Here is a 23,724-nt window from a genome sequence, read left to right on the forward strand (position 1 = left end):
CAGGAAGGGATTCAATATGAGTAAGAATATCGTTAATTTTTTTCATACGCTAATTATAGCAGGAGTTTTATTTAGTTTTAGTGGTTGTGGATATAAAGCAGATCCTATTTATGCACCAAGTGATAAACAAGAAACAAAACAACAATGATATATGATTATATAATAGTTGGAGCTGGAATAGCAGGATTAAATGCAGCTCGACTTATACCAAAAGATAAAAGAGTTTTAATCCTATGTAAAATGTCTACTTGGAATTCAAATACTTTCTGGGCACAAGGTGGAATAGCAAGTGCAGTTGATGAAACTGATATCCCAGCGCATATAAAAGATACATTAGAAGCTGGTGCTAATTATAACAATCTTGAGGCAGTTGAGCTTTTAAGTAAAGAATCAATTCCTACAATAAAAGAGCTTATTGATGCAGGTATGAATTTTGATAAAAAGGAAGATGGAAGTTTGGCTTACACAAAAGAAGCTGCTCATAGTAGAAATAGAATTTTACACGCTTCTGGAGATGCTACAGGAAGAGAAATTCATCTATTCTTACTTGAACACTGCCCTCATGAAATATTGACTCAAGCAGTAGTTTGTGATCTATTAATTCAAGATGATATTTGTTATGGGGTACAATATTTCACAAGTGAATATGAACAAAAAGTTGCTTTTTCTAATAACGTTATAATTGCTAGTGGAGGGGTTGGTTCTATTTATAAGTATCATACAAATTCAACTGCTAATGCAGGAGAAGTTCATGGAATTATCGCTGAAAAAAACATTTCTTTAAAAGATATGGAAATGACTCAATTTCATCCAACGGTTTTAAAAGGTACAAGTTTTGCTAGAAAACCTCTTTTAAGCGAAGCATTAAGAGGTGAGGGTGCTTTTGTTGTAGATGAAAATGGTAAAAGATTTTTATTTGATTATCATGAAGATGGAGAGTTGGCTCCTAGAGATATAGTGAGTAGAGCTATTTTTGATTACAATAAAAGAACTGGATTGGGTGTTTATTTATCATTTGAAAACTTTGAAAAAAGAGCATTTAAACAAAGATTTCCAAATATATATGAGAATATTAAAGACTTAGGATATGAACTTCCTTTTGAAAATGTTCCAATAAGCCCAGCATTTCACTATTGTATGGGTGGAATTGAAGTTGGACTGGATACAAAAGTTAAAGGTTTTAAAAATCTTTATGCCATTGGTGAAGTTGCATGTAATGGAGTTCATGGAGCAAATAGATTAGCATCAAACTCTTTATTAGAAGGGCTAGTATTCTCAAGAATTGCAGTAAATAATTCTTTAAAAGAAAATTTTAAAATATCAAAAGAAAACTATACCAAAGAGATAAAAGTTTATACAAGAAATAAGAATATAGATAAAGAGATAAAAGACGATTTAAGAAGAACAATGTGGGAAACTGCAGGAATTGTTAGAAGTAAAAAAGAGTTAAAAGAAGCACTAGAAAGAATAGAGAATTATCTGAAGCTTGATGTTGGAAGATTACTATATTTAAGACTTTTAACAGCAAGAACTATATTAAAAGCAAGTCTAAAAAGAGAGAAATCTTTAGGGGCTCATTTTATAAAAGAAGATTAAAAAGTCTTTTTAGATAGAATAAAATATTAAAAAAAAGCGTGAAAGAAAGGTAAAAATTTTTATGAAACATGTACCGATAGTTGTATTAGATTTTGGTAGCCAATATACACAAATTATTGCTAGAAAATTAAGAGAGAGTGGAGTTTATTCAGAGATTGTTCCATATAGTGAATCAATTGAAGATATTATGGCAAGAACTCCAAAAGGAATAATTCTTTCAGGTGGACCAGCTTCTGTTTATGCCGCTGATTCATATCATCCAGATAGTACAATATTTGATTTAGGACTTCCAATTTTAGGAATTTGTTATGGTATGCAACTTATTGCTCAACATTTCGGTGGAAAAGTAGTTCCTGCAACTAGTCATGAATATGGTAAAGCGCAGTTAGAAATTGTAGCAGATAATGAAATTTTCAAAGACACTACATCTGGGCAAATTGTTTGGATGAGTCATGGAGATAGAGTAGAGGAAATTCCATCTGGTTTTGAGAAAATAGCAATTAGTGAAAACTCACCTTATGCAGCTATTGCTGATACAAATAGAAATATTTATGCCTTCCAATTTCATCCTGAAGTTTATCATTCAGAGTGTGGAAGTAAGCTTCTTAAAAATTTTGCAAAATATATTTGTGGTTGTGAAAGTACTTGGAATATGGGAAGTTTCGCAAAAGAACAAATGGCAAAAATTAAAAATCAAGTTGGAAATAAAAAAGTTTTATGTGCTGTTTCAGGTGGGGTTGATAGTTCTGTTGTAGCAACTCTTCTTTTTGAAGCAATTGGAAATCAAGTAATTCCAGTATTTGTTGATAATGGTCTTTTAAGAGCAAATGAAAGAGAACAAGTTGAAACTATTTTTAAATCTAGAGGTATTGATTTAATTACTGTTGATGCAAGTGAAGAATTTTTAACTAAATTAGCAAGGGTTACAGATCCTGAGAGAAAAAGAAAAATTATTGGTGAAACTTTTATTGAAGTATTTGATAAAGAAGCAAAAAAACATCAAGGTGTTGAATTTTTAGCGCAAGGAACTTTATATACAGATGTTATTGAATCTGTTTCTGTAAAAGGACCATCTAAAACTATAAAATCTCACCATAACGTTGGTGGACTTCCTGATTGGATGAAATTTGAGTTAGTTGAGCCTCTAAGAGAAATCTTTAAAGATGAAGTAAGAGCTTTAGGATTAGAGTTAGGACTTCCAAGAAATATGATAAATAGACATCCTTTCCCTGGACCTGGACTTGCAATTAGAGTTATGGGAGATGTAAATAAACCAGACTTAGATTTATTAAGAAAAGCAGATGTTATTTTACTTGATGTATTACATTCAACTGGATATTATGAAAAAACTTGGCAAGCGTTTACAGTACTTTTAAATGTAAAATCTGTTGGAGTTATGGGAGATAATAGAACTTATGACAACACTGTTTGTGTAAGAATAGTAGATGCAACAGATGGAATGACAGCAACTTTTGCACATATTCCACATGAAATACTTGAAACAATTTCAAGAAGAATTATTAATGAAGTTGATGGAATTAATAGAGTAGTGTATGATATTTCATCAAAACCACCTGCAACTATTGAGTGGGAATAATTTCTAATAACTTTGAATTTATTTTTTCATTAAGTTAGAGAAAGATGTACTTTTAATACATCTTTCTTTTAGCTTTTTGATATTTATATAAAATTTTTTAAAAGGTAAGATTTGATAGATAAAATAAAAGAAAGCAAAATTGCACAAATTTTATTATTAAAAGTGTTAACAATTATTGCTCTTGCTGGAAATATATACTTTTCATAAAAAATAAATATCACCATTTATTACTTTATACTCTCGAAATTAAAACTTTTTTATGATGAACAACTAACATGAGATATACCTGCTATTCCAAAAAAGTTTGAAGGTTTTTTAACATAATATTTTTCTTCTATTTCTTTTGTTTGCTCAGAATATGGATTTGTCATAATATTTTGTAATTCATTTACTGGTTCATAGTTTCCATTTTCTGCTTCTTGATATGCCCAAACTAGATGCCATTCTCTTAAAGTATATTTAGGATTGATTAATTTCATTTTATTTGATAATTCTTGTGTAGATTCTTCATCTTTAAGATTAATATGTAATTTCCATTTTTCTAACCAATTATTCCATTTTATTTTTATCTCTTCATTTTCTAAATTTTTATAAAAACTTTTTTCAAGAAGATAAACATCATTTGGAATATTTGATAATTCTCTGAAAAATATAGTATAGTCAACTTTTGTTTCTATCATAAGATTTATTAGTTCTTCAAATAATTCAAAATTAAATTTATCAATTCCAAGTTTATTAGCCCACATATTTTCTATTTTTGATTGCATAACATTTGAAAAGTTATTTTCAATTTCTTGAAGTTTTTGTAAACTTTCTGAATTACCATTAAATAAGAGTTTTAGAGAATTGCAAAATGATTTAAAGTTTTTCTGAGCAGCTATTGGTTGATTGAAAAATGAAAAGTGCATTCCTCCATTTGTCCAAGATTGATATTTAGGATCAAACATTTCGATAAAACCAAAAGGACCATAATCAAGTGTAAATCCTCCAGCAGCACAATTGTCACTATTAAAATTACCTTGACAATATCCAACTCTTAACCAATTAGCTACCAATGAAGTAAGACGATTTTGAAACTCATTTGCTAATAAAATAACTTTTTCTTCTAAGCTTAAATCTTTTCTGATTACTTCACTATACTCTCTATCAATCAAATGTAAAATAATCATCTCTAACTCTTTTAAAGCATTTTCATGTTCATTTTTTCTTGCACGTCTTCCAAATAGTTCTATTTGGCCAACTCTTATAAATGAAGAAGCAACTCTTGTAGCAATAGCAACATCTTCATCAATCATAACTTCAGGCTCTTTTGAATAAGAATTGTTTCTAAACCAAGGTCTTTTTACTTGTTCATCTTTAGAAGTAAATAAAGTTAATGATCTTGATGTAGGAATACCAAGCGCATGCATATGTTCTTGTGCTAAAAATTCTCTAACACTTGATCTTAAAACAGCACGTCCATCAGCACCTCTACAATAAGGTGTTTTTCCAGCACCTTTTAGTTGAAATTCCCACCTTTTATCATTTATAATTGCTTCAAATATTGATATTGCTCTACCATCTCCGTAGGCATTTCCAGTTTGAAAAGGACATTGGGCATAATATTCAGTTCCATAAATAGATAATGCATATCCAGTAGCCCAACCTATATTTTGTGTAAGTTTAGAAATATTATGCATATCTCCTGAAAACATTTTGATAAAATCTTCTGAATTTGTTAGAGCTTCACTAAAACCTAATTCTTCGAAAAACTTTTGGCTGTGAGAAATATATATTGGATTTTTTATTGGAGTGGGAGTTACTAGTACATAATGTCCACTAAAAATCTCTCTTGGTGATTTATTATCACCATTTAATTTTGAATTGGGATCACAATTTAGATTTTTTATAAAAGAGTAGTCACCCAAATTAGATAGTTCTTCAAATGTTTCTATATTTTTATTACTGTTTTTTTTCATTATAATATTTTCCATAAATTTTTATTTATTAAGATTTTAACATAACTATAAAAATAATCCTATTGATTCATATAGTTCTTAAATCTTAACTGTTTAAATACTAATTAGATAAAATTTTTAAAATTTAGATATTAAAAAGGTTTTTAATGAAAATTCATAGAATAAATCCATGTAAACGTTGGTCAGATATTACTGTATTTAATCAAATCGCAACTTTTACAGAAGTTGCTGATACAGATGAAAATGCAGATATAAAAGGTCAAGTAAAACAAATATTCGACCAAGCAGAAGCTAGTTTAGCGTTAATCGATAGTGATAAATCAAGAATTTTAGCAGTAACTATTTATATAACAGACTTTAATAATTTTGATGCTCTAAATGAAGTTTGGGATTCTTGGTTTTCAGAAGGAACAGCTCCAAGTAGGGCTTGTGTAAAGGCTGAAATAGTAAATCCAAAATTACTTGTTGAGATGACATTTACGGCAGCAGCTGGTGAAAAATATAAATAATACAATCTTAACCAATTTCTAAAAAGCGTTTTGATATTATATTAACTATTTTTTTATTATTTTTAGGAGAATTATGAAGTTTTTGGTTGTTCTTTTTATTTTAGTTATAAATCTTTTCGGTTCCAATAAAGATTTTTCTTTATATAAAAAAGAAGCAGATGTAAAAGGTAATACACTTCTTATTATTGGTGGTATTCATGGTGATGAGCCTGGAGGTTATTTTGCACCTGCATTTTTTGAGAAACATTATAAAATAAAAAAAGGTAATGTATGGGTGGCTCCTAGTGTTAATATTGATAGTATGATGGCAGATGCTAGAGGTATATACAAAGATATGAATAGAAAATTTAGTAAAATTGATAAAAAAGATCCAGATTTTGCAAATATACAAAAAATAAAAAAGTTGATTACAAATAAAAAAGTTGATTTGATTCTAAACTTACATGATGGACATGGTTTCTATAGAAAAGATTATGAAAATGCGATTTTTAACCCAAAAGCATGGGGACAAACAACAATTATTGATCAAGAGAAAATACACTCTTTAGATAAATTTGGTAATTTAGATGAGATAGCTTCAAAAGTAAGAGACGCATTAAATAAAGATAAATTATTTCAAGATTTCCATTTTTTTAGTGTTAAAAATACTGAAACAAAAGCAAAAGATGAAGAACAACAATTATCTTTAACTTATTTTGCTGTTACAAATAATAAACCAGCTTTTGCAATAGAGACAAGTAAAAATATTACAGATCTTACTCATAAGGTAATTTATCAATTAAAATCAATTGAAGAGTTTATGAATTTGATGGATATAAAATTTGAAAAAGATTTTGATTTAAATAATTATGATGAAGTACAAAAATTAATAGCTCAATTTGGTACTTTAACAATAAACGATAATATAAAATTAGATTTAGAAAATATTAAAAATGAGTTAAGATTCGTACCAATGAAGAATTCAAAAAATAGTTTTAATTTTGAACATATTTTAGGAAATGTTAAAAGTGTAAAAAATTATTATGAAGTTTATATTGGGAACCAGAAAGTTACTACTTTAGTTCCAGAAATTTTTGAATTACATGATGCAAAAGAAAAGATAAAAATTGATATTGATGGAAAAATTATTGAAACAAAGCTAGGTAATATTATAGAAGTTGAAAATAATTTTAAAATTCTAAAATCTTCTTATAGGGTAAATATTATAGGTTATAGCAAAGATGGAGTTGATAGTGAAGATGATATTTTACTAACGAAAGGTGATATACAAAATTCTTACTCTATAGATACAAATAATAACGAATATAGAGTAGAATTCTATAAAGGTAATAAATTTTCTGGAATGTTAATTATTAAATTTAAGAAGTAATTTACTTCTTAAATTTAGGTGTACATTTTCCACTAACACTACAAAGTGGACAAAAATCAATAAGTCCTGCTGCCAAAGGGATAACTCCTAAATAAAACCACTCATTACTTGTAAAATATCCTATGGCTATTAAAACTAATCCTATAACAATTCTAAATGGTCTACAAAATGCTCTTATTTTATCAAATACATTCATTTTAAACTCCATGATTATAAATATTTCCTGACTTCATCAATGGGTCACCCAAGTTCAATATCGATAATATTTTGTATTTTTAGTTGAATTTCGTTTAGTTGTAGAATTTCAAATTTTTTCTTATTTGTAATTGGATTAGTATATTCTAGTCCATAAATTGTTTTTATCTCTTCTAGTGCTTTTTGCACTGACAAATTTCTATCATTAATTTTAATAATTCTTTCTAGTTCTTTATAGACTGTGTAGGCTATAAATGATATTGAAATATGAGCCTCAATTCTATGTTTTAAATAGTGATGAATTGGTCTAATTTTTAAATCTGTTTTTGAAATTCTGAAAGCTTTTTCTATATGCCAAAGATTTGAATAATTTTCAATAACATCATTTGGACAAAGAGTTGTATTTGTTACATATCCTTTGATACCATCCCAAAGTCCATCTTGTTCAAATTTTTCATAATTTATTACAACTTCAATTTCATTTTTTAAGTGAAGGTATTTATTATATCCTCTACTATTGATTTTATCTTTAGTAAGTTTCCCACTTTTAATAGTTTTTTCTAATCTTTTTAAACCTTTCTCTCTATTATATTTATCTTTTTTTGCTCTTTTTTGAGTATATGATAAAATTAAAGTGAGATCATCCTTTTTGACAGATGCTAAATTATTTTCATCATTAAGATTTAGAGAAAGTATCTCTTTTTTTGTAATATGATTTTCATTTTTTATTCTTGCACCCAGAATAAATTCATAGTTATTTATTTTCAGTTCTTCAATATTCTGTTTTGATAATAATCCTGAATCTGCAATTACAATTGGTTTTTGTAAATTAAACTTTTGTTCAAACTTTTCTAGTATTGGAATTAGTGTATTACCTTCATAGCTATTTCCTTCATAAATATCATAGCCTATTGGGTATCCATATTCACCTACTAGAAGTCCAAGCATTATTTGTGGACTTTGAAATTTCCCATCTTTACTGAATCCAATCTTTCTTAAATCATCTTCATCCTCATTCTCAAAGTAGAGTATTGTTACATCATAAAATAAAACAGTTATCTCTCCAACTATTTTTTTTGTATGTAAAAAAGCAACTTGTTCTATTTCATCTTTGTATTTATTATGAAACTTATCCATAAACCTATAAATCTTCATAATATCAATATCTATATTTCTATATCTTTTTAGGTATTCAATAACTTTTAATTTACTACCAGGGTTTATAAGTCTTGTGATTACTAAATGTTTTAATATTTCATCTTTTGTTATTTTACTAAATCCAATATAATCAAATATTTTCCCAATAAATAGTTCTGGTCCAATACATAAAACACTATTTGTTGAAAGATTTTTTACAAATGTATCAAAAATATTCTCACTATTCTCGCTTGGAAAAAGATCTAATATTGGTTGATTTGTTAGTTCCGGAATTAATTTTAAAGCTTCCTCATAGAATAATTCAATCTCATTTTTATCTTTTGAAGAACCTACTGTTTTAATAAGTATATTTCTACGATTAACTTTTTCTAAGATTTGAATACTAACACTGCCGCTTGAATTTCTTTTTTTACGTATAAACATATAAAATTATATCGTGGGTCACCCAACTTTAAAATTAGAAACCCATATATATGAGCTTTTAAGAGTGTTTTTTTCATGATTTTAAAAAAGTGATGAAGTCAGGGGTAATAAATTTTCTGGAATGTTAATTATTAAATTTAAGAAGTAATTTACTTCTTAAATTTAGGTGTACATTTTCCACTAACACTACAAAGTGGACAAAAATCAATAAGTCCTGCTGCCAAAGGGATAACTCCTAAATAAAACCACTCATTACTTGTAAAATATCCTATGGCTATTAAAACTAATCCTATAACAATTCTAAATGGTCTACAAAATGCTCTTATTTTATCAAATACATTCATTTTAAACTCCATGATTATAAATATTTGAGATTATTATATAAGTATACTTAATCTAATATAAATAAGTAAAACTTATTAAAAATGATGAGATTTCTTCATTAAGTTGGCTTTTAGTAAAATCTAATAAAAAATTTAAAGGTTTTATATAATGAAAGAAAAAATATATTTTATTCCTGGGCTTATGACAAATGAACGATTATGGAATAGGATTTTACCAAAAATAGAAGATGATTTTGAAATTGTACATTTGAAAATTCCAAAAAGTACAAATTTTGATGAAATTAATAAACTTTTACATAAAGAGATTCAAGAAGAAAAAATTAATCTTTTAGGTTTTTCCTTAGGAGGTTATATTGCCTCATATTTTGCAATAAATTTTCCTTCTAGAGTAAAAAGATTGTTTATGCTAAGTGCAACTCCTGCAAAAACTTCTGATATTGAGTTAGCTAGAAGAAGAGAAAAATTAGAATTTGCGAAAATAAATGATGAAATTTATTTAGATATACAAAAAGCAAAAACTCTAGTTGAAGAACAAAATCAAAATGATATAGAATTATTGCAAACTATTGTTACTATGTTTAATGAAATGGGTAAAGATACATTTATATCTCAACTTGAGAGTACTTTTAATAGAGAGGATTTATCATCACATTTAAAAGAGTTAAAATTGCCTGTAACTATGTTTTATAGCTCTGATGATAGATTACTTGATTCTTTAGCAATTAGAAAATTAGAAAATGAAAAACATAATATAAATTTAATAAAAAGATTTGGTACGAGTCATAATATTCCTCTTGAATTTCCTGATGAACTTGCACAAAATATAAAAAATTGGATGAATAACTAAAATGTTTATTTATATAAAGTAATAAATAAATGTTTTTAAGATATTATATTAACAGATATTTATTTTAAAAGGAGATAGCCAATGGCTATAGGTCAGGTTACATATGAAATTACAGATGATGTTCAATTTGCAACTCAGATTGTAATTGTTGCTTTTTTATTAGTTGTTTTTCTTACTATTAAAAAAAGTTCTCATACGGATGTTTTTCCTATTAGTGTTACAAATGAGTTAAAAGGGTTGGGAATTTTAACCGTTGTATTTGCACATTTTACTTATATGAAAGTAAATAATTGGGAGTTTTTGTATCCTCTTTCTACAATTGCTGGAGTTGGAGTTGATTTATTCCTACTAATGTCAGGGTTTGGACTAACTGTGGGAATGATGAAAAGACCAATGGGTACTTTGGAGTTCTATAAAAAAAGAGTAATTAAAATTTTTATTCCTTTTTGGATAGCTCTAATAATAATGTTTATTGCTGATTTTATTTTCCTAGATAAAAATTATGGATTTATGTATATGATTAAGTCTGCACTTGGATTTTTCCCAACTGCTGATGGTTTTGCTGATGTAAACTCGCCATTTTGGTATATTACTTGGATGATGATGTTTTATATTCTTTTCCCACTATTTTTTATTAAAAAAGCACCTTGGTTAACTGCTATTATCCTTGCAGTTATTGCTTTAATAATTGGAGGAACAAATCCACTTGACCTTGGAAGTAATTGGCTTCATAGACTTCATTCAGTAGCCTTTTCTATAGGTATTGTTATGGCTTGGCTTTTAGCAATCAAACCAAATGAAAAAAATAAATTGGTTGAATCAATTAAAAATTTTAGAGATAATTCAAATCTACCTAGATATTTAGTTATTTTAGTGATGGCTTTAATAGTAGCTTATGTTTCTCAGCATACAAGCGCAAAAGATTGGCCTACAGTAAAAGCGATACTAGGAGAGAACTATTTAGTTGAGCAATTAGCTTGTGTTGTTATTATGATGGCATTTGTAGTTATATTTGTTCTTAAAAAGGTTGAAAGTAAGTTTTTAGCTATTTATGGAGCATTTTCTTATGAAGTTTATCTAATTCACTGGCCATTAATGGGAAGATATGATGTTTTCTTTGATTATTTACCTTCTTGGGCAGCTGTTATTGTGTGGATGGTTGTATTTATTCTTGTAAGTATGCTTTTACAAAAACTTGTAACACCTGTAAGTAATTTTGTTGATAAAATTACAAAATAAAAAGTAGAGAGTTATTCTCTACTTTTATTATTTTACTTTTTAACACCCTTTAGCACTATCAACATTTAAATTATTTAGCTATTTTAAGTATAATCTAAAATTAAAACAATAGAAAAGAAATTTTATGAATTTACAGAATTTAGAAGAGAATATAAGTATTAATTTAAAAGATAAAACAGATGAAATAAAAAGAGTTTTTCATGGTCGAGGGAATTTCTATGATAATTTTTCATTTTTGACTGTTGATAGCTTAGATAATACACTTTTTGCAACTTTTTATGAAGAAAATTCTGAAGAGTTAGAAATTATTAAAATATTAAAAAATCTAACTTTATCTAATAACTTTCAAAATTTAATAGTTCAAAGAAAGTATAAAAATAGTGACTTTTTCGAATCAATATATGGAGAAATTCCAGAAAATTTTTATGCTATAGAAAATGGTTTGAAGTATAAAATTGATTTTAGAAATAGAAATATTGGTCTGTTTTTTGACATGAAAAATACAAGAGAATATATAAAAAATATATCTAAAAATAAAAGCATATTAAATCTTTTTTCATATACTTGTGCTTTTTCTGTTACATCTATTTTTGGAGGAGCATCAAAAGTTGTAAATATTGATATGGGGAAAAATAGTTTATCTATAGGAAGACAAAATCACCATATAAATGGTTTAGAAACAAAAAATGTTAAATTTCTTCCTCATAATATTTTGAAATCTTTTGGTAGAATTAAAAGTGAATCACCATTTGATATTATAATAATAGATCCTCCATCTTTCCAAAAAGGTTCTTTTGTCGCAACAAATGATTATGTAAAGATTGTAAAAAGATTGGATTCATTTTCTAATAAAGGTTCATTAATAGTAGCTTGTTTAAATGATCCTTTTTTAACTAGTTCGTATTTAAAAGAGATATTCAAAGAGTTTGCTCCTGACTTTAAATTTATAAAAAGAATAGAAAATCCAAAAGAATTTGTCTCAAATAGTGATGAAAATGGACTTAAAGTTTTAATTTTCGAAAAGATTTAGTATAATTAAGTAAATTATGGGGAAAAGATTTAAAGATGCAGTTTAAAATTACGGAAAAGATTAAAAATTTAGAAATAGATGATATAAAAGAGAACCTTCTTCATTACTCTTATGATAGTAAAACTTTAAAATACTTGGTTAAAAATAATATCTCAAAAGATGATATCTCATATATTACAGCTTATAGTAGTTTTGTTGGTGAAATTTATGAAAATATTATCTATGAACTTCTTTTAAAATATGCTTTAGAAAATAAAGATATAAAAAGTTTTGTTCTAAAAGGACCTTATCAAGCAAAGGAAAACCATTTTATAAAGAGTGGACTTTTAATAGATAGAAGTTCTCAAATAGTTTATAAATCAGCATATAAAGATATTAGTGAGTTTGATGCACTTTTTTTTACTGAAGATAGTGTATATTTTGTAGAAATGAGTACTTCAAAAAAAACAGCAAGTTTAAACAAGAGATTAGCAAAAAAATATGCACTTTTAAAAATAATCTTTCCTTCTTTAGAAATAAAAGCTTTAATAGTTTTAACAAAAGGTTCAACAGGAACTAAAAACTTCCCAGAATATTCAACTATTTGGCTTACAAATGATTTGAATGATGATGATTTAATAGAGAAAATAATATTTGCAAAAAAAGTAAAAAATGAACTTCAAACATTAAAAGCACCAGAAGATAAAAAATTTATAGAAGCTTATAGCATAAAATATAAGAAGTTCCCATATTTTCCAACTTTAGAGTGGATTTTAAATATCTCTCGAAAACATCCAAAATTTGAAGTTGATTTGAAGTTTTTTTCTACTCCAAAAATGTTTTTATATTTTGATATTTATACAAAGCTTTATATTGGTTATATAAATAGTAAAGATTTCAAAGAACTATTTAATGACTTTTGCTATATCGTAAAAGAGGATAAGATTATTGTAACTTTAGAAAAAATTAATCAATCAGAAATAGATGTTGTTTATTATGTAAAAGAGACAAATGAAAAACTACAAAGAGTTAGACTTTGTGGAAATGATGAAGTCTCAATAAAAGAGAAAGAACCAGATGGTTTTACAAATGCAGAAGTAAGATTTTTTATGAAAGTTTTAGATGATACTCATAGACTAAGTGTTGATAATATAAAACATATTTTAAAAAATATCTCTATAATAAAATAAAAAAGAGAGCTTAAAAAAGCAACTCTTTTTGGATTTTGTCGTAGTTATATATATCTTCTCTAAATTGTAAAGTTCCATTTTCATCAACCCAAGATGTAAGATAGATGATGTGAATAGGAAGTTTTTGATTTAGTCCTATAGATTTTTCTTTATTATCTTTTAAAATTTCTGTAACTTTATTTTGATCAATATTTTGATTATCTTCTGATAGTATATTTAACAGTTCATTTGGTTTTGAAAGTCTTATACATCCATGAGAATAAGCTCTTCTACTATTTGCAAACAGATATTTATTTGGTGTATCATGCAAGTATACAGAGTGCTTGTTTGGAAACATAAATTTCATCTTTCCTAGTGGATTTTGAGTACCTGGTGCTTGCGTTAATCTTAACCCTTCCAATGCCTCAGGATTCTCTAATATAATGCTATCTATTAAATCTTTGTTATTTACTGGTTCACTCTCATCTCTCCAGTTATTAAATGCAGTTATCTCTTTTGTATTTAGATAGTTTGGATCTTCCATTAATTTTGGAATAACCTCTTTTTTAATTATACTGCTAGGTATATTCCAAGTAGGGTTTAATACAATATACGACATTTTGTCTGAAAAAATTGGAGTAGGGTATTTTACATCACCTACAATTACTGGCATGTTAAGTTTTATTTCATTTTTTTCAATAATTTTTAAATTATATTCAGGAATATTTATTAGTAAATATTTTTCTCCAAAATCTCTAGGGAGCCATCTCATTCTTTCTATATTTAATCTAATTTGATTTATTTTTTCTTTTGCACTTTTATTTAAAAAAGTTTGTGTTGAAGGACCAACAATTCCATCTGCTAAAAGACCATGTTGTTTTTGAAAACTAATAACAGCATTTTTTAAATCTTCATCAAAATACTCTTCACAAGATATAGTTTTTATTACTTCATTTTCTTTTATCTCTTCTTTATTTGTATTTTCTTCAGTATTTACACTATTTGTAACTAAATTCTCAATATTTACACTATTTTTACAAGCAGTTTGTAAATTGTTACTTTGGAAAAGTCTCTCCCTTAAGAATTTTACATTTTCTCCATAATCTCCAATTCTTAGGGTTTTAAAAGGAGGTAGTTTTTTGTAATCGCCAGATTTAATAATCTTTTCTAAAGCTAATATAGAATCTTCAAGCTCTTTTTTATTAGGAAAATTAGTATCAATTTTTTCTGAAATTATTGAAACATCATTTTTCTCAATAATCTCTTTTAATATCTGCTTATTATCTTTTTTTACAAGATCTCTATCCCACTGGGCATCAATATCCTTTAATTTCAACTCTTTTAATTTTTCTTGAAAAGCTTGCCAATTAATTGAGCCTTTTAGTAAATAATTTGTGTATTTATCGTAAATCTGAGTTAGCAATATTTCAATATCAAATAAATCTTTATTGTATGAATGATTAGATTTATCCAATTTTGAAATTTTTTCTTCAAGTTCATCTATTTTAAAAAGTTTATTTACATTTGGTTTATAAACAGGATCATTTTTAACTAAATTTATAAATTCTAAAGAGATACTTTTAATTCCACTCTTATCTATCCAATAAGTTTTAGCATCATTATTTGAATAATAATTTTTTAATCTATCGATTTTTACTAATGTTGAGTTAGCATCTTTATTTAAATAATTTTTTAAATCTAAATTGATACTAGAAGAAAACAGATAGCTATTTAACAATAAAATAGATATCATAAATTTGAAGTTTAACATTTATGTCTCCATATAAAATAAAGTTTTAAAATAACAAAAAAATAATTAAAAACTACTTTTGTTTATACTAAAATTTTATTTGTAAGTTTTTTTTGGATATTGTTTTAAAAAATATAGAAAAGGGAAAGTATGAAAACTACTATTAAAGTTTCAATTTTAGCGCTTTCAAGTGCTATTTTATTTACAGCTTGTGGAGGAGAGAGTCCAAAAGATGCAACTGAGAAATTTTATAACTCTTTAAAAAATGGAGATGTTGCAACATTTAAAAAATATTCAACAGATTCTACACAAAGATTGATGGGGCTTACATTTACAATGGGATGTTTTGATAAAGATTTAAAACAAGAAAATGAATTATCAGCTTGTATGAAAACTATTTTTAAAGATTTAAATAGTTTCAAAGTAGTTGATGTTAAAGAAAATAGTAAAGTAAATGCAACTGTTATAGTTGAAGAAAAAACAAAAGATAATGTAAAAAACAATATTTTGGAGCTTGAAAAATTAGAAGATCAATGGAAAGTTAGCATTAATAAATAATGAAAATTAGATTCATAGTATTAATATTTTTACTATTTTTTTCTTATTTTCAAGTTATGAAGTTTTTAGACAAAAATAAAGAGAGTCTAAATAGCGATAATATTAAGAATATGGTTGAATTAAAAAGTGGTGATATAATATTTAGGAAAGAACAAAATATTTTAAGTGATATGTTCTCAAATATTGATAAATCCCCTTACTCTCATCTTGGAATAGTTTTTAGAAAAGATAATGAGCTAAAAATTTATCATATGGAAGCTGATGAAAAAAATGATGATTTAAAGATTCAATCTATTTTAGATTTTACAAAAAATGCAAAAAAAATTGCAGTTTATAGAACTAAAAATAGTTTTGAAGAAGAAGATTTAAAAAAAATATTAGATGAATATGAAAAAAGTAAAATAAAGTTTGATTACTCTTTCCTTTTAGATAATGATACTTTATATTGTACAGAGTTTATAAATGAAGTATATTTTAAACTTTTTAATGAAAATTTGTATACTTATTTATTTGATTTTTACGGAATTAATGGAATAACTATAAATAGTATTCTAAAAAATACAAATCTTGAAAAAAGGTATGAAATAAATTTTTGATTTATTTCATACCTTTAAATTCTTATTGTTCTTGCCATAAAAGTTCTAATTTTAGGTTGTAAATGTCAGTTCTTTTTGGATTTATATAGAACTCTTCAATTTGAAATTTTGATATTGAATTTTCTTCTTTAATTTTTGATACTTCAGTTTCTAAAATATTTAAAAGAGAAGCTTTTTGCTCTTGTAACACTGCTATTTCATTTTCTACAATTTTTACATCTTCTCTCTCTTTTAAAATTTTATTTGCTCCTTTTGCTCCACTAGCTATTTTCCCTAAGCTAGAAGCAGCATTGCTTTTACCAAAAAAAGCACCTAAAATTGAAGTCCCTATATCTAAAATTGTATCGGTTGTAGAGGCTGTAGCTTCTCTTTTTTCTTTATCTAATTTATCATATAACTTTGATATTTTAGTTTCAAAATCACTATTCTCTTTTTCATATTTATTTTTTAATTTTTCTATTTCTAAATCGATTTTTTCATTTAATCTATCTTGAACTCTAATTTTAAAATCTTCTAAATTTTCTTCTTGTTTTGAAGATAATTTTAAAGAATCAATTTTGTATAAAGTAAGCTTAGAATTTCTATATAAATAATCAGAAAAATCTTTTTCAATTTGTTTCAAATCTCTTTCATTTTGAATAAATTTAGGTAGTTCGTAGTAATTAGTATTTGCTTTTTCTTTTGTTTCAAATTTTAAATCAGAAAACTCTTCTTTTTCATCAAAATTTACTTCTTCCATTTTTTCATCAAGATAGAACTTATATTTTAAATTTTTCTCAATATCAATTTGCATAGATGTATTTACAAATCTAACAGAACCTGAGCATATAAGATATGGTTGCATATAGTAATTACTGTTTTGAGAACTATATAGATATAACTCTCCAATATTACTTATTAAAATTGGTTTAGGAATACTTTTTGAGATATCGATTTTTGTTTCACTAGTATTTACAGATATTTTTTCTTTGTTATTTAAGGATTTCTTTTCACTCATAAGTTTTTTTATTCCATCTTTTGGAATTGGACCTTTTAGATATGATAGTGCCCATCTTGTTTCAAATACTTTAATTCCATCATCATTTACATTGTTTAAAACAAAATTTCTTTTTTCTAAATTTGATAAAAGAGATGCTATTTGAGCTTTATTTATACCTTGATTAGCTCCACTTAGACCATCTATTACTTTGTCAATATCTTGTTTTGTCTGAAGTCTTCCTATAAACCAAGTTCCAATATTAGATAAACCTTTATAATCTATATCAACTGGATTTTGAGTAGATAATACTATTCCTATTCCAAAACTTCTTGCTTGTTTTAATAGTGTAAGCATCGGTTGTTTTGAAGGAGGATTACTCGAAGGGGGAAAATATCCAAAAATTTCATCCATGTAAAGTAGGGCTTTTAAAGAAGTTGTTCCTTCTTGTCTTCTCATCCATGCAACCATTTGGTTTAATAAAATAGTTACAAAAAACATTCTTTGAGCATCATTTAAATGAGCAATTGAAAATATACTTACTTTTGCTTTCCCATTTTCATCATAAAGCATTTTTGAAATATCGAGAGCTTCTCCTTCTATCCAAGTTGAAAAAGCTGGATTTGCTATGATTCCATTTAGTTTTAATGCTAGTTTCAATCTGTCATTTTGTGCAAAAAAAGTCTCTAAAGCAAAAACCCCAATTTTTGAAAAAGGTGGAGTTACAATAAGGCTAATTAACTCTTCAAGTGATAAATCTTTTTGTTCTTTAAAGGCATTTAAAAATATAGAAGATAATAAAATTGACTCTTTTAAACTTGAATCAGCTTTTTCTTCAATAAGAGCCAAAATAGAGCTTACAGTGGAGTTAATCAAAGAGACTAATAGTTCATTATCTTCTAATACTTCTTTTGAAGGAGCTTTGAATGAACTAAGAATAGAAACTTGAACTCCTGCATCACTTCCGGGAGTATAAATAGTATAATCAGCAGAATTTTTTAGTTTTTCAATTCTTGAAATATCTTGGAAATCTTGTTCTAATCCTTTTTTCCAAAGTTCTGCACGACTTTGCGCAAATTCTTGTATAGTTTTTCCACTATTAATCGCTTCTTGTTCTTCTATCCAAGGTTCAAAATCACTAGTTTGAAGATTTGGAAATGTAAGAAGTAAATTTGTCATATCTCCCTTTGGGTCTATTATTATTGAAGGTATGTTATCTATAGCTGCTTCTTCAAGAATAGTTATTCCAAGCCCAGTTTTCCCACTTCCTGTCATACCAATAATTGCAGCATGAGTTAATAAATCCTTATTTTGATAAACAAGAGGAACATAACTGTTATTATCTTTTTGTTTTCCTATATAAAATAGTTTTAAACTCTCATAATTAAATGAATTTGACATTATTCAACCTTTATTATTTGAAATATTCTAAGATTATATCAAAAAAAGGTAAATGCAAAAATTATTTAATTTGTGTATAATGATAGTAATAAAACTTTTAAGGAGGTCGAAAATGGAAGTAGGTATGATTCCTAGAATTGATCAGTACAAAGAGAATAAAAACATTGAGATGCAGCAAGTAAGATCTACTGCAGATTCAGCATCAATTAACAATAAGAAAGATTTGGAACAAGTTCAGCAAGAGGCCATTTCTAAAGGTAAAAAGAATGAAGCAGTTGAGCAAATAAAAGTAGATCCATCAAAAGTGGCTGCGAAGTATGAGTCTTTAATCTCAAATATTGATTTTGGTTATAACAAAGAATCAAGAGACTTTTATGTAAAAGTGGAAAGAGGAAACATAGAAAACCAATATCCAACAGAAGAAATGATGAGAGTAAAAGCTTATGTTATAAGCATGCAAGAAGCAACTTTAAGTAAAGATAGCTAAAAATTGTAAAGGTAGAGTAAGATTACTCTGCCTTATTTATCTCTTTATCTAGGTAGTATCCAGTGTATGAACCTGAATTTTTATGATTTTGAGCTAAAAATTCTGGAGTTCCCATATCAACTACTTTTCCACCTTTATTTCCACCTTCAGGGCCTATATCTATTACAAAATCAGAATTCTTAACAACATCTAAGTTGTGTTCAATTACAAGAACAGAATTTCCAAGTTCTACAAGATGATGTAATACTTTTGTAAGTCTATCAACATCTGCAAAATGAAGCCCAGTTGTAGGTTCATCTAAGATATAAAGAGTGTTTCCAGTATCTTTTTTACTTAATTCTTTACTTAGTTTAATTCTTTGTGCTTCTCCACCACTTAGTGTAATTGCATTTTGTCCTAGAGTTATATATCCTAATCCTACATCACTTAATGTTTTTAGTTTAGCATGCAATTTTGGTACTTTCGCAAAAAATTCTAAAGCTTCATCTACACTCATATTTAAAACATCTGATATATTTTTACCTTTGTAAAGTATCTCAAGAGTTTGAGTATTGTATCTATTTCCGTGACAAGCATCACATTTAACCATGATGTCTGGTAAAAAGTGCATTTCTATTTTTATTTCACCTTCTCCTTGACATTTTTCACATCTTCCACCTTTTACATTAAAAGAGAATCGTCCAATTTTATAACCTCTAAGACTAGCTTCTTTTGTTTTACTAAAAAGGTCTCTTATATCATCCATAAGTCCTGTATATGTTGCTGGATTACTTCTTGGAGTACGACCAATTGGGCTTTGGTCAAGATAAATAACTTTATCTAGTTTATCAAGTCCATCTATTTCAACACCATCAACTTTTTTTACTTTTCTAGCTCGATTTAAAAGTTCTTGAGCAACTGGAAGTAATGTTTGAAGTATTAATGAAGATTTTCCACTTCCACTAACACCAGTTATACTTACTAGATTTCTAAGAGGAATTTTTACATCAAGATTTTTAATATTATTTATATTTACATTTTTTATTTCAATAAAATCTTTTTGAGGTCTGTTATGTACATATTCTATTTTTTTCTTATCCGTAACATAAAGAGCTGTTAAAGTTTTTGCTTTCTTCATTTTATCTAAAGTTCCTGCAAATACAACCTCACCACCAAATTTACCGGCATTAGGACCAATGTCAACTATAAAGTCTGAAGCCATAATAGTTTCTTTATCATGTTCAACAACTATTACAGTATTACCTTTTTCTTGTAGTGCTCTTAAAGTCTTTATTAGTTTACTAGTATCTCTTTCGTGCAGACCAATAGAGGGTTCATCTAGTACATACATAACCCCTGTTAAACCACTTCCAATTTGAGAAGCAACTCTTATTCTTTGGGCTTCTCCACCACTTATTGTTCTTGCGTCTCTTCCTAGAGTTATATATCCTAAACCAACATCATAAAGAAAGAATACTCTCTCTTTTATCTCTTTTAAAATTGGAGCAGCAATCATTTTATTTTGAGCACTTAGATAATCAAAATTTTTATCATCTTGAAAAAATTTGTGTGCATCTTCAATAGGAATATTTAAAATGTCAGAAATAGTTCTATTTGCAACATATACACTTGAAGATGCAGGTTTTAATCTATTTCCATTACATGAATCACATTTTTTCTCAGTCATGTATTCAGCCATCTCTTTTTCATCTTTTATCATGTCATATGCTAGTTTTACTATTCCTTCCCATTTTCTTGTAAGCTTATGCTTTTTCCAAAAAAATGAGAAATCATCTACGCTTCCATGTAAAATTGCTTTTTTCTGATGTTCTTCTAATTCATTGAATGGAATTTTTACACTTATTCCAGCACTTTCACAAAATGCCATAAGCATTTTAAAATAGTAGCCTTTATTAAAACCATATATAATCTTTATAGCTCCATTTTCTATATCCAAATCTTCATTTATAATTTTTTTCATATCAAGTGTATATCTTATTCCAAGCCCATCACAAGAGCTACAAGCTCCTTTTGGTGAATTAAATGAGAATGATAATGGTTCAAGTGGTTCAAAAGATATTTTACAGTCAAAACAAGCCATATGTTCTGAATAATGTATATGCTTTTCTATATTTAACTCTTCATGATTTATTATTTCAATTTCAAGTTCTCCAAAACTTTCTTTTAAACCTTTTTCGACATCTTGAGCAATTCTATCTTTGTTTGCCTCATTAACCGTAACTCTATCAATTACTACTTTGATTGTGTGCATTTGTGTTTTGGATAATTCAATATCTTCATCAAGTCTTACCATTACACCATCAATCATAGCTCTTACATAACCTTTTGTTCTAAGACTTTCTAAAAGATCTGAAAAGCTTCCTTTTTTACGATTTATTAAAGGAGATAAAATTAAAAGTTTTGATTCATTTGGTAAAGATAAAACTTGGTTTATAATATCCGTTACACTCATTTGAGATATAGGTTTATTACATTGATGGCAGTGCTGTTTTCCTATTCTTGCATATAAAAGCCTAAAATAATCGTAAACTTCTGTAATTGTTCCAACAGTAGATCTTGGATTTTTTGATGTTGTTTTTTGGTCTATTGCAATTGCGGGAGTTAGACCTTCAATTCTTTCAACATCAGGTTTCCCAACTTTATCAAGAAATTGTCTAGCATATGAAGATAATGATTCAATATATCTTCTTTGTCCCTCTGCGTAAAGGGTATCAAAAGCAAGTGTTGATTTACCACTACCGCTAAGTCCCGTAAAAACGATTAGTTTATTTTTTGGGATTTCTAAATTAATATTTTTTAAATTATTTTCTTTGGCATTAAATATTTTTATTGTATCACTCATAAGTCACCTTTAAAATTAAAGTTAAGATTATATGATAATTTTGTTGATAATATAGTAAATAAAATATTATAAGAAAATTATGTCCTATAAATAAATTTTAAATAGTATTTAAACATATACAATATTTAAAATAAAAATAATTTAACAATTTTAAAATCTTTAATTGTATAATTTATAATTATATAAAATCTATACATTATTGACATTAATAAATTATTATATAAGCCAAATAATAAATATTTTTATAATTCTTAATAGTATTATTTATTATATAAATTGTAATTATTTAAATAAAATTATACAATATATTATAAATAATAGTATGTTATCGATAAAATAAAGTAACTTTAAATTGCTATAAAATAATTTTAAAAAATTAAGCACTAATTTTGTAAAATGAAAATTATTAAAATAAAAAATTATTTTTTAAGGAGTTTTTATGCCACCTACTACTTTACAGATTATTGCTGCCATAATTTTTGCAATAGCAATCATTCATATATTTTCAGTTAAATATTTTGAACATTTAGCACATAGAAGTGAAAAACATTCTGGTCTTTTTCATCTATTAGGAGAAATAGAAGTTGTTTTTGGAATTTGGGCTATGGTTTTGGTTATATTTATGTTTATTTTTTTGGGAAAGTATGAAACTATAGATTATGTAAATTCAAGAAGTTATGTTGAAACTATGTTTGTTTTTGTAATTATGGTTATAGCTGGAACTAGACCTATTTTACAAACAGTCGTAACTTTAGTAAGAAAAATGTCAAATGCACTACCAAAAAAAGGTGCGATTGGTTTTTATTTCGTTGTTATGGCGATAGTTCCTCTTTTTGGTTCTCTTATAACTGAACCAGCAGCTATGACTTTAGCTGCATTAATTTTAGCAGATAAACTATTTTCTCAAGGTATTTCAAGAAAACTTAAATATATGACGTTAGGTACTTTGTTTATAAATGTTTCTATTGGTGGAACTTTAACAAACTTTGCAGCACCTCCAATATTAATGGTTGCACAAACTTGGGATTGGAGTACAACTTTTATGTTTACAACTTTTGGTTGGAAAGCAATAGTTGCAATATTCCTGAATACAACTATAATGATTATTATTTTTTATAAAGAGTTGTCATTCATAAATATTAGAACAACTGTAACAGATAGAGAAAATATACCATTTGCAATAGTTTTTTCTCATTTTGTATTTCTTTTTTTAGTTGTATATTTTGGTCATTATCCAGCTTTCTTTATGAGTATATTTTTATTATTTTTAGGAGTTACTTATGCTTACCAACAATATCAAGATAGATTGATGTTAAGAGAAGGTCTTTTAGTTGCATTTTTTCTAGGAGGATTGGTTCTTTTAGGAGGTCAACAAGAGTGGTGGCTTAAAAGTATAATTTCAAATATGAGTAATGTAGAGGCTTTTGTTGGGGCAATAACTTTAGGAGCATTTACAGATAATGCAGCAATTACTTATTTAGGTTCACTAGTTGAAGGATTAAGTGATGAGTTTAAATATTTCCTAGTTGCAGGGGCAGTTTGTGGTGGTGGATTAACTATTATTGCAAATGCACCAAACCCAGCTGGAGCTGCAATACTAAAAAGTCATTTTGATGATAATTCAATAGATCCTAGATATCTATTTTTAGGAGCCTTGCTTCCTACATTAATAGCAAGTTTGTGTTTTATTATTTTATAAGG

The 23,724-nt window shown here is 26.7% G+C and carries 20 protein-coding genes; 13 read left to right on the top strand and 7 right to left on the bottom strand.

Annotation, left to right across the window (positions count from 1 at the left end; all coding sequences use genetic code 11):
• Positions 1 to 16 precede the first annotated feature (16 nt).
• From ACBT_RS11775 to guaA, 3 genes are all read left to right on the top strand, one after another.
• On the top strand, positions 17 to 148 hold the full coding sequence (locus ACBT_RS11775; protein WP_257117044.1) for an LptM family lipoprotein: 132 nt from the start codon (positions 17 to 19) through the stop codon (positions 146 to 148).
• Positions 145 to 1,596 (top strand): L-aspartate oxidase, encoded by a 1,452-nt coding sequence (nadB, locus tag ACBT_RS05185; RefSeq protein WP_024775160.1) that lies wholly within the window; start codon positions 145 to 147, stop codon positions 1,594 to 1,596. The genes ACBT_RS11775 and nadB overlap by 4 nt, the downstream gene beginning before the upstream one ends.
• Before the next feature lie 61 nt (positions 1,597 to 1,657).
• Positions 1,658 to 3,193 carry a glutamine-hydrolyzing GMP synthase gene (gene guaA / locus ACBT_RS05190; RefSeq protein WP_024775159.1) on the top strand — a complete coding sequence of 512 codons (1,536 nt, stop codon included), beginning with the start codon at positions 1,658 to 1,660 and terminating at the stop codon, positions 3,191 to 3,193.
• Between the two features lie 257 nt (positions 3,194 to 3,450).
• On the opposite strand, the gene ACBT_RS05195 is transcribed toward guaA, so the two are convergent.
• Positions 3,451 to 5,151 (bottom strand): protein adenylyltransferase SelO family protein, encoded by a 1,701-nt coding sequence (locus ACBT_RS05195; protein ID WP_228130299.1) that lies wholly within the window; start codon positions 5,149 to 5,151, stop codon positions 3,451 to 3,453.
• Between the two features lie 146 nt (positions 5,152 to 5,297).
• Between ACBT_RS05195 and ACBT_RS05200 the strand changes: the two genes are divergently transcribed.
• On the top strand, positions 5,298 to 5,660 hold the full coding sequence (locus ACBT_RS05200; protein WP_024775157.1) for a RidA family protein: 363 nt from the start codon (positions 5,298 to 5,300) through the stop codon (positions 5,658 to 5,660).
• A gap of 73 nt (positions 5,661 to 5,733) precedes the next feature.
• Positions 5,734 to 7,029: a M99 family carboxypeptidase catalytic domain-containing protein gene (locus ACBT_RS05205; RefSeq protein WP_024775156.1), complete on the top strand. Its 1,296-nt coding sequence runs from the start codon at positions 5,734 to 5,736 to the stop codon at positions 7,027 to 7,029.
• Position 7,030: 1 nt separating this feature from the next.
• Here the strand turns inward: ACBT_RS05205 and ACBT_RS05210 are convergent, their stop codons facing one another.
• The 3 genes from ACBT_RS05210 to ACBT_RS05220 form a co-directional block, all read right to left on the bottom strand.
• Positions 7,031 to 7,225: a YgaP family membrane protein gene (locus ACBT_RS05210; RefSeq protein WP_024775155.1), complete on the bottom strand. Its 195-nt coding sequence runs from the start codon at positions 7,223 to 7,225 to the stop codon at positions 7,031 to 7,033.
• A 44-nt stretch (positions 7,226 to 7,269) separates the two neighbouring features.
• Positions 7,270 to 8,805, bottom strand: coding sequence for an IS1634 family transposase (locus ACBT_RS05215; protein ID WP_176325386.1), 1,536 nt, complete (start codon positions 8,803 to 8,805; stop codon positions 7,270 to 7,272).
• 149 nt (positions 8,806 to 8,954) lie between these two features.
• Positions 8,955 to 9,149, bottom strand: coding sequence for a YgaP family membrane protein (locus ACBT_RS05220; RefSeq protein WP_024775155.1), 195 nt, complete (start codon positions 9,147 to 9,149; stop codon positions 8,955 to 8,957).
• 148 nt (positions 9,150 to 9,297) lie between these two features.
• Between ACBT_RS05220 and ACBT_RS05225 the strand changes: the two genes are divergently transcribed.
• The 4 genes from ACBT_RS05225 (at position 9,298) to ACBT_RS05240 (ending at position 13,434) form a co-directional block, all read left to right on the top strand.
• Positions 9,298 to 9,996, top strand: a complete 699-nt coding sequence (locus ACBT_RS05225) for an alpha/beta fold hydrolase (RefSeq protein WP_024775208.1) — start codon at positions 9,298 to 9,300, stop codon at positions 9,994 to 9,996.
• Positions 9,997 to 10,077: 81 nt separating this feature from the next.
• Positions 10,078 to 11,235 carry an acyltransferase family protein gene (locus tag ACBT_RS05230; protein WP_228130303.1) on the top strand — a complete coding sequence of 386 codons (1,158 nt, stop codon included), beginning with the start codon at positions 10,078 to 10,080 and terminating at the stop codon, positions 11,233 to 11,235.
• A 124-nt stretch (positions 11,236 to 11,359) separates the two neighbouring features.
• Complete coding sequence (locus ACBT_RS05235) at positions 11,360 to 12,265, top strand: class I SAM-dependent methyltransferase (RefSeq protein WP_024775210.1); 906 nt, start codon at positions 11,360 to 11,362, stop codon at positions 12,263 to 12,265.
• Between the two features lie 35 nt (positions 12,266 to 12,300).
• Positions 12,301 to 13,434 (top strand): hypothetical protein, encoded by a 1,134-nt coding sequence (locus ACBT_RS05240; protein ID WP_024775211.1) that lies wholly within the window; start codon positions 12,301 to 12,303, stop codon positions 13,432 to 13,434.
• Between the two features lie 10 nt (positions 13,435 to 13,444).
• Here the strand turns inward: ACBT_RS05240 and ACBT_RS05245 are convergent, their stop codons facing one another.
• Positions 13,445 to 15,184: a L,D-transpeptidase family protein gene (locus tag ACBT_RS05245; RefSeq protein WP_024775212.1), complete on the bottom strand. Its 1,740-nt coding sequence runs from the start codon at positions 15,182 to 15,184 to the stop codon at positions 13,445 to 13,447.
• A gap of 129 nt (positions 15,185 to 15,313) precedes the next feature.
• On the opposite strand from ACBT_RS05245, the gene ACBT_RS05250 reads away from it, so the two are divergent.
• Both ACBT_RS05250 and ACBT_RS05255 read left to right on the top strand, forming a co-directional pair.
• Positions 15,314 to 15,721 carry a DUF4878 domain-containing protein gene (locus ACBT_RS05250; RefSeq protein WP_024775213.1) on the top strand — a complete coding sequence of 136 codons (408 nt, stop codon included), beginning with the start codon at positions 15,314 to 15,316 and terminating at the stop codon, positions 15,719 to 15,721.
• Positions 15,721 to 16,317, top strand: coding sequence for a YiiX/YebB-like N1pC/P60 family cysteine hydrolase (locus ACBT_RS05255; protein ID WP_024775214.1), 597 nt, complete (start codon positions 15,721 to 15,723; stop codon positions 16,315 to 16,317). The genes ACBT_RS05250 and ACBT_RS05255 overlap by 1 nt, the downstream gene beginning before the upstream one ends.
• A gap of 22 nt (positions 16,318 to 16,339) precedes the next feature.
• Here ACBT_RS05255 and ACBT_RS05260 read toward each other — a convergent pair whose 3' ends face one another.
• Positions 16,340 to 18,694, bottom strand: a complete 2,355-nt coding sequence (locus ACBT_RS05260) for an ATP-binding protein (RefSeq protein ID WP_024775215.1) — start codon at positions 18,692 to 18,694, stop codon at positions 16,340 to 16,342.
• Between the two features lie 112 nt (positions 18,695 to 18,806).
• On the opposite strand from ACBT_RS05260, the gene ACBT_RS05265 reads away from it, so the two are divergent.
• Positions 18,807 to 19,181 carry a hypothetical protein gene (locus ACBT_RS05265; RefSeq protein ID WP_024775216.1) on the top strand — a complete coding sequence of 125 codons (375 nt, stop codon included), beginning with the start codon at positions 18,807 to 18,809 and terminating at the stop codon, positions 19,179 to 19,181.
• Positions 19,182 to 19,203: 22 nt separating this feature from the next.
• Here ACBT_RS05265 and uvrA read toward each other — a convergent pair whose 3' ends face one another.
• Positions 19,204 to 22,023, bottom strand: coding sequence for an excinuclease ABC subunit UvrA (uvrA, locus tag ACBT_RS05270; protein ID WP_024775217.1), 2,820 nt, complete (start codon positions 22,021 to 22,023; stop codon positions 19,204 to 19,206).
• 439 nt (positions 22,024 to 22,462) lie between these two features.
• Between uvrA and ACBT_RS05275 the strand changes: the two genes are divergently transcribed.
• Positions 22,463 to 23,722 (top strand): putative Na+/H+ antiporter, encoded by a 1,260-nt coding sequence (locus ACBT_RS05275; protein ID WP_024775218.1) that lies wholly within the window; start codon positions 22,463 to 22,465, stop codon positions 23,720 to 23,722.
• The last annotated feature ends 2 nt before the right edge of the window (positions 23,723 to 23,724 follow it).

It is taken from the genome of Aliarcobacter cibarius (assembly GCF_013372265.1).
Lineage (GTDB): Bacteria > Campylobacterota > Campylobacteria > Campylobacterales > Arcobacteraceae > Aliarcobacter > Aliarcobacter cibarius.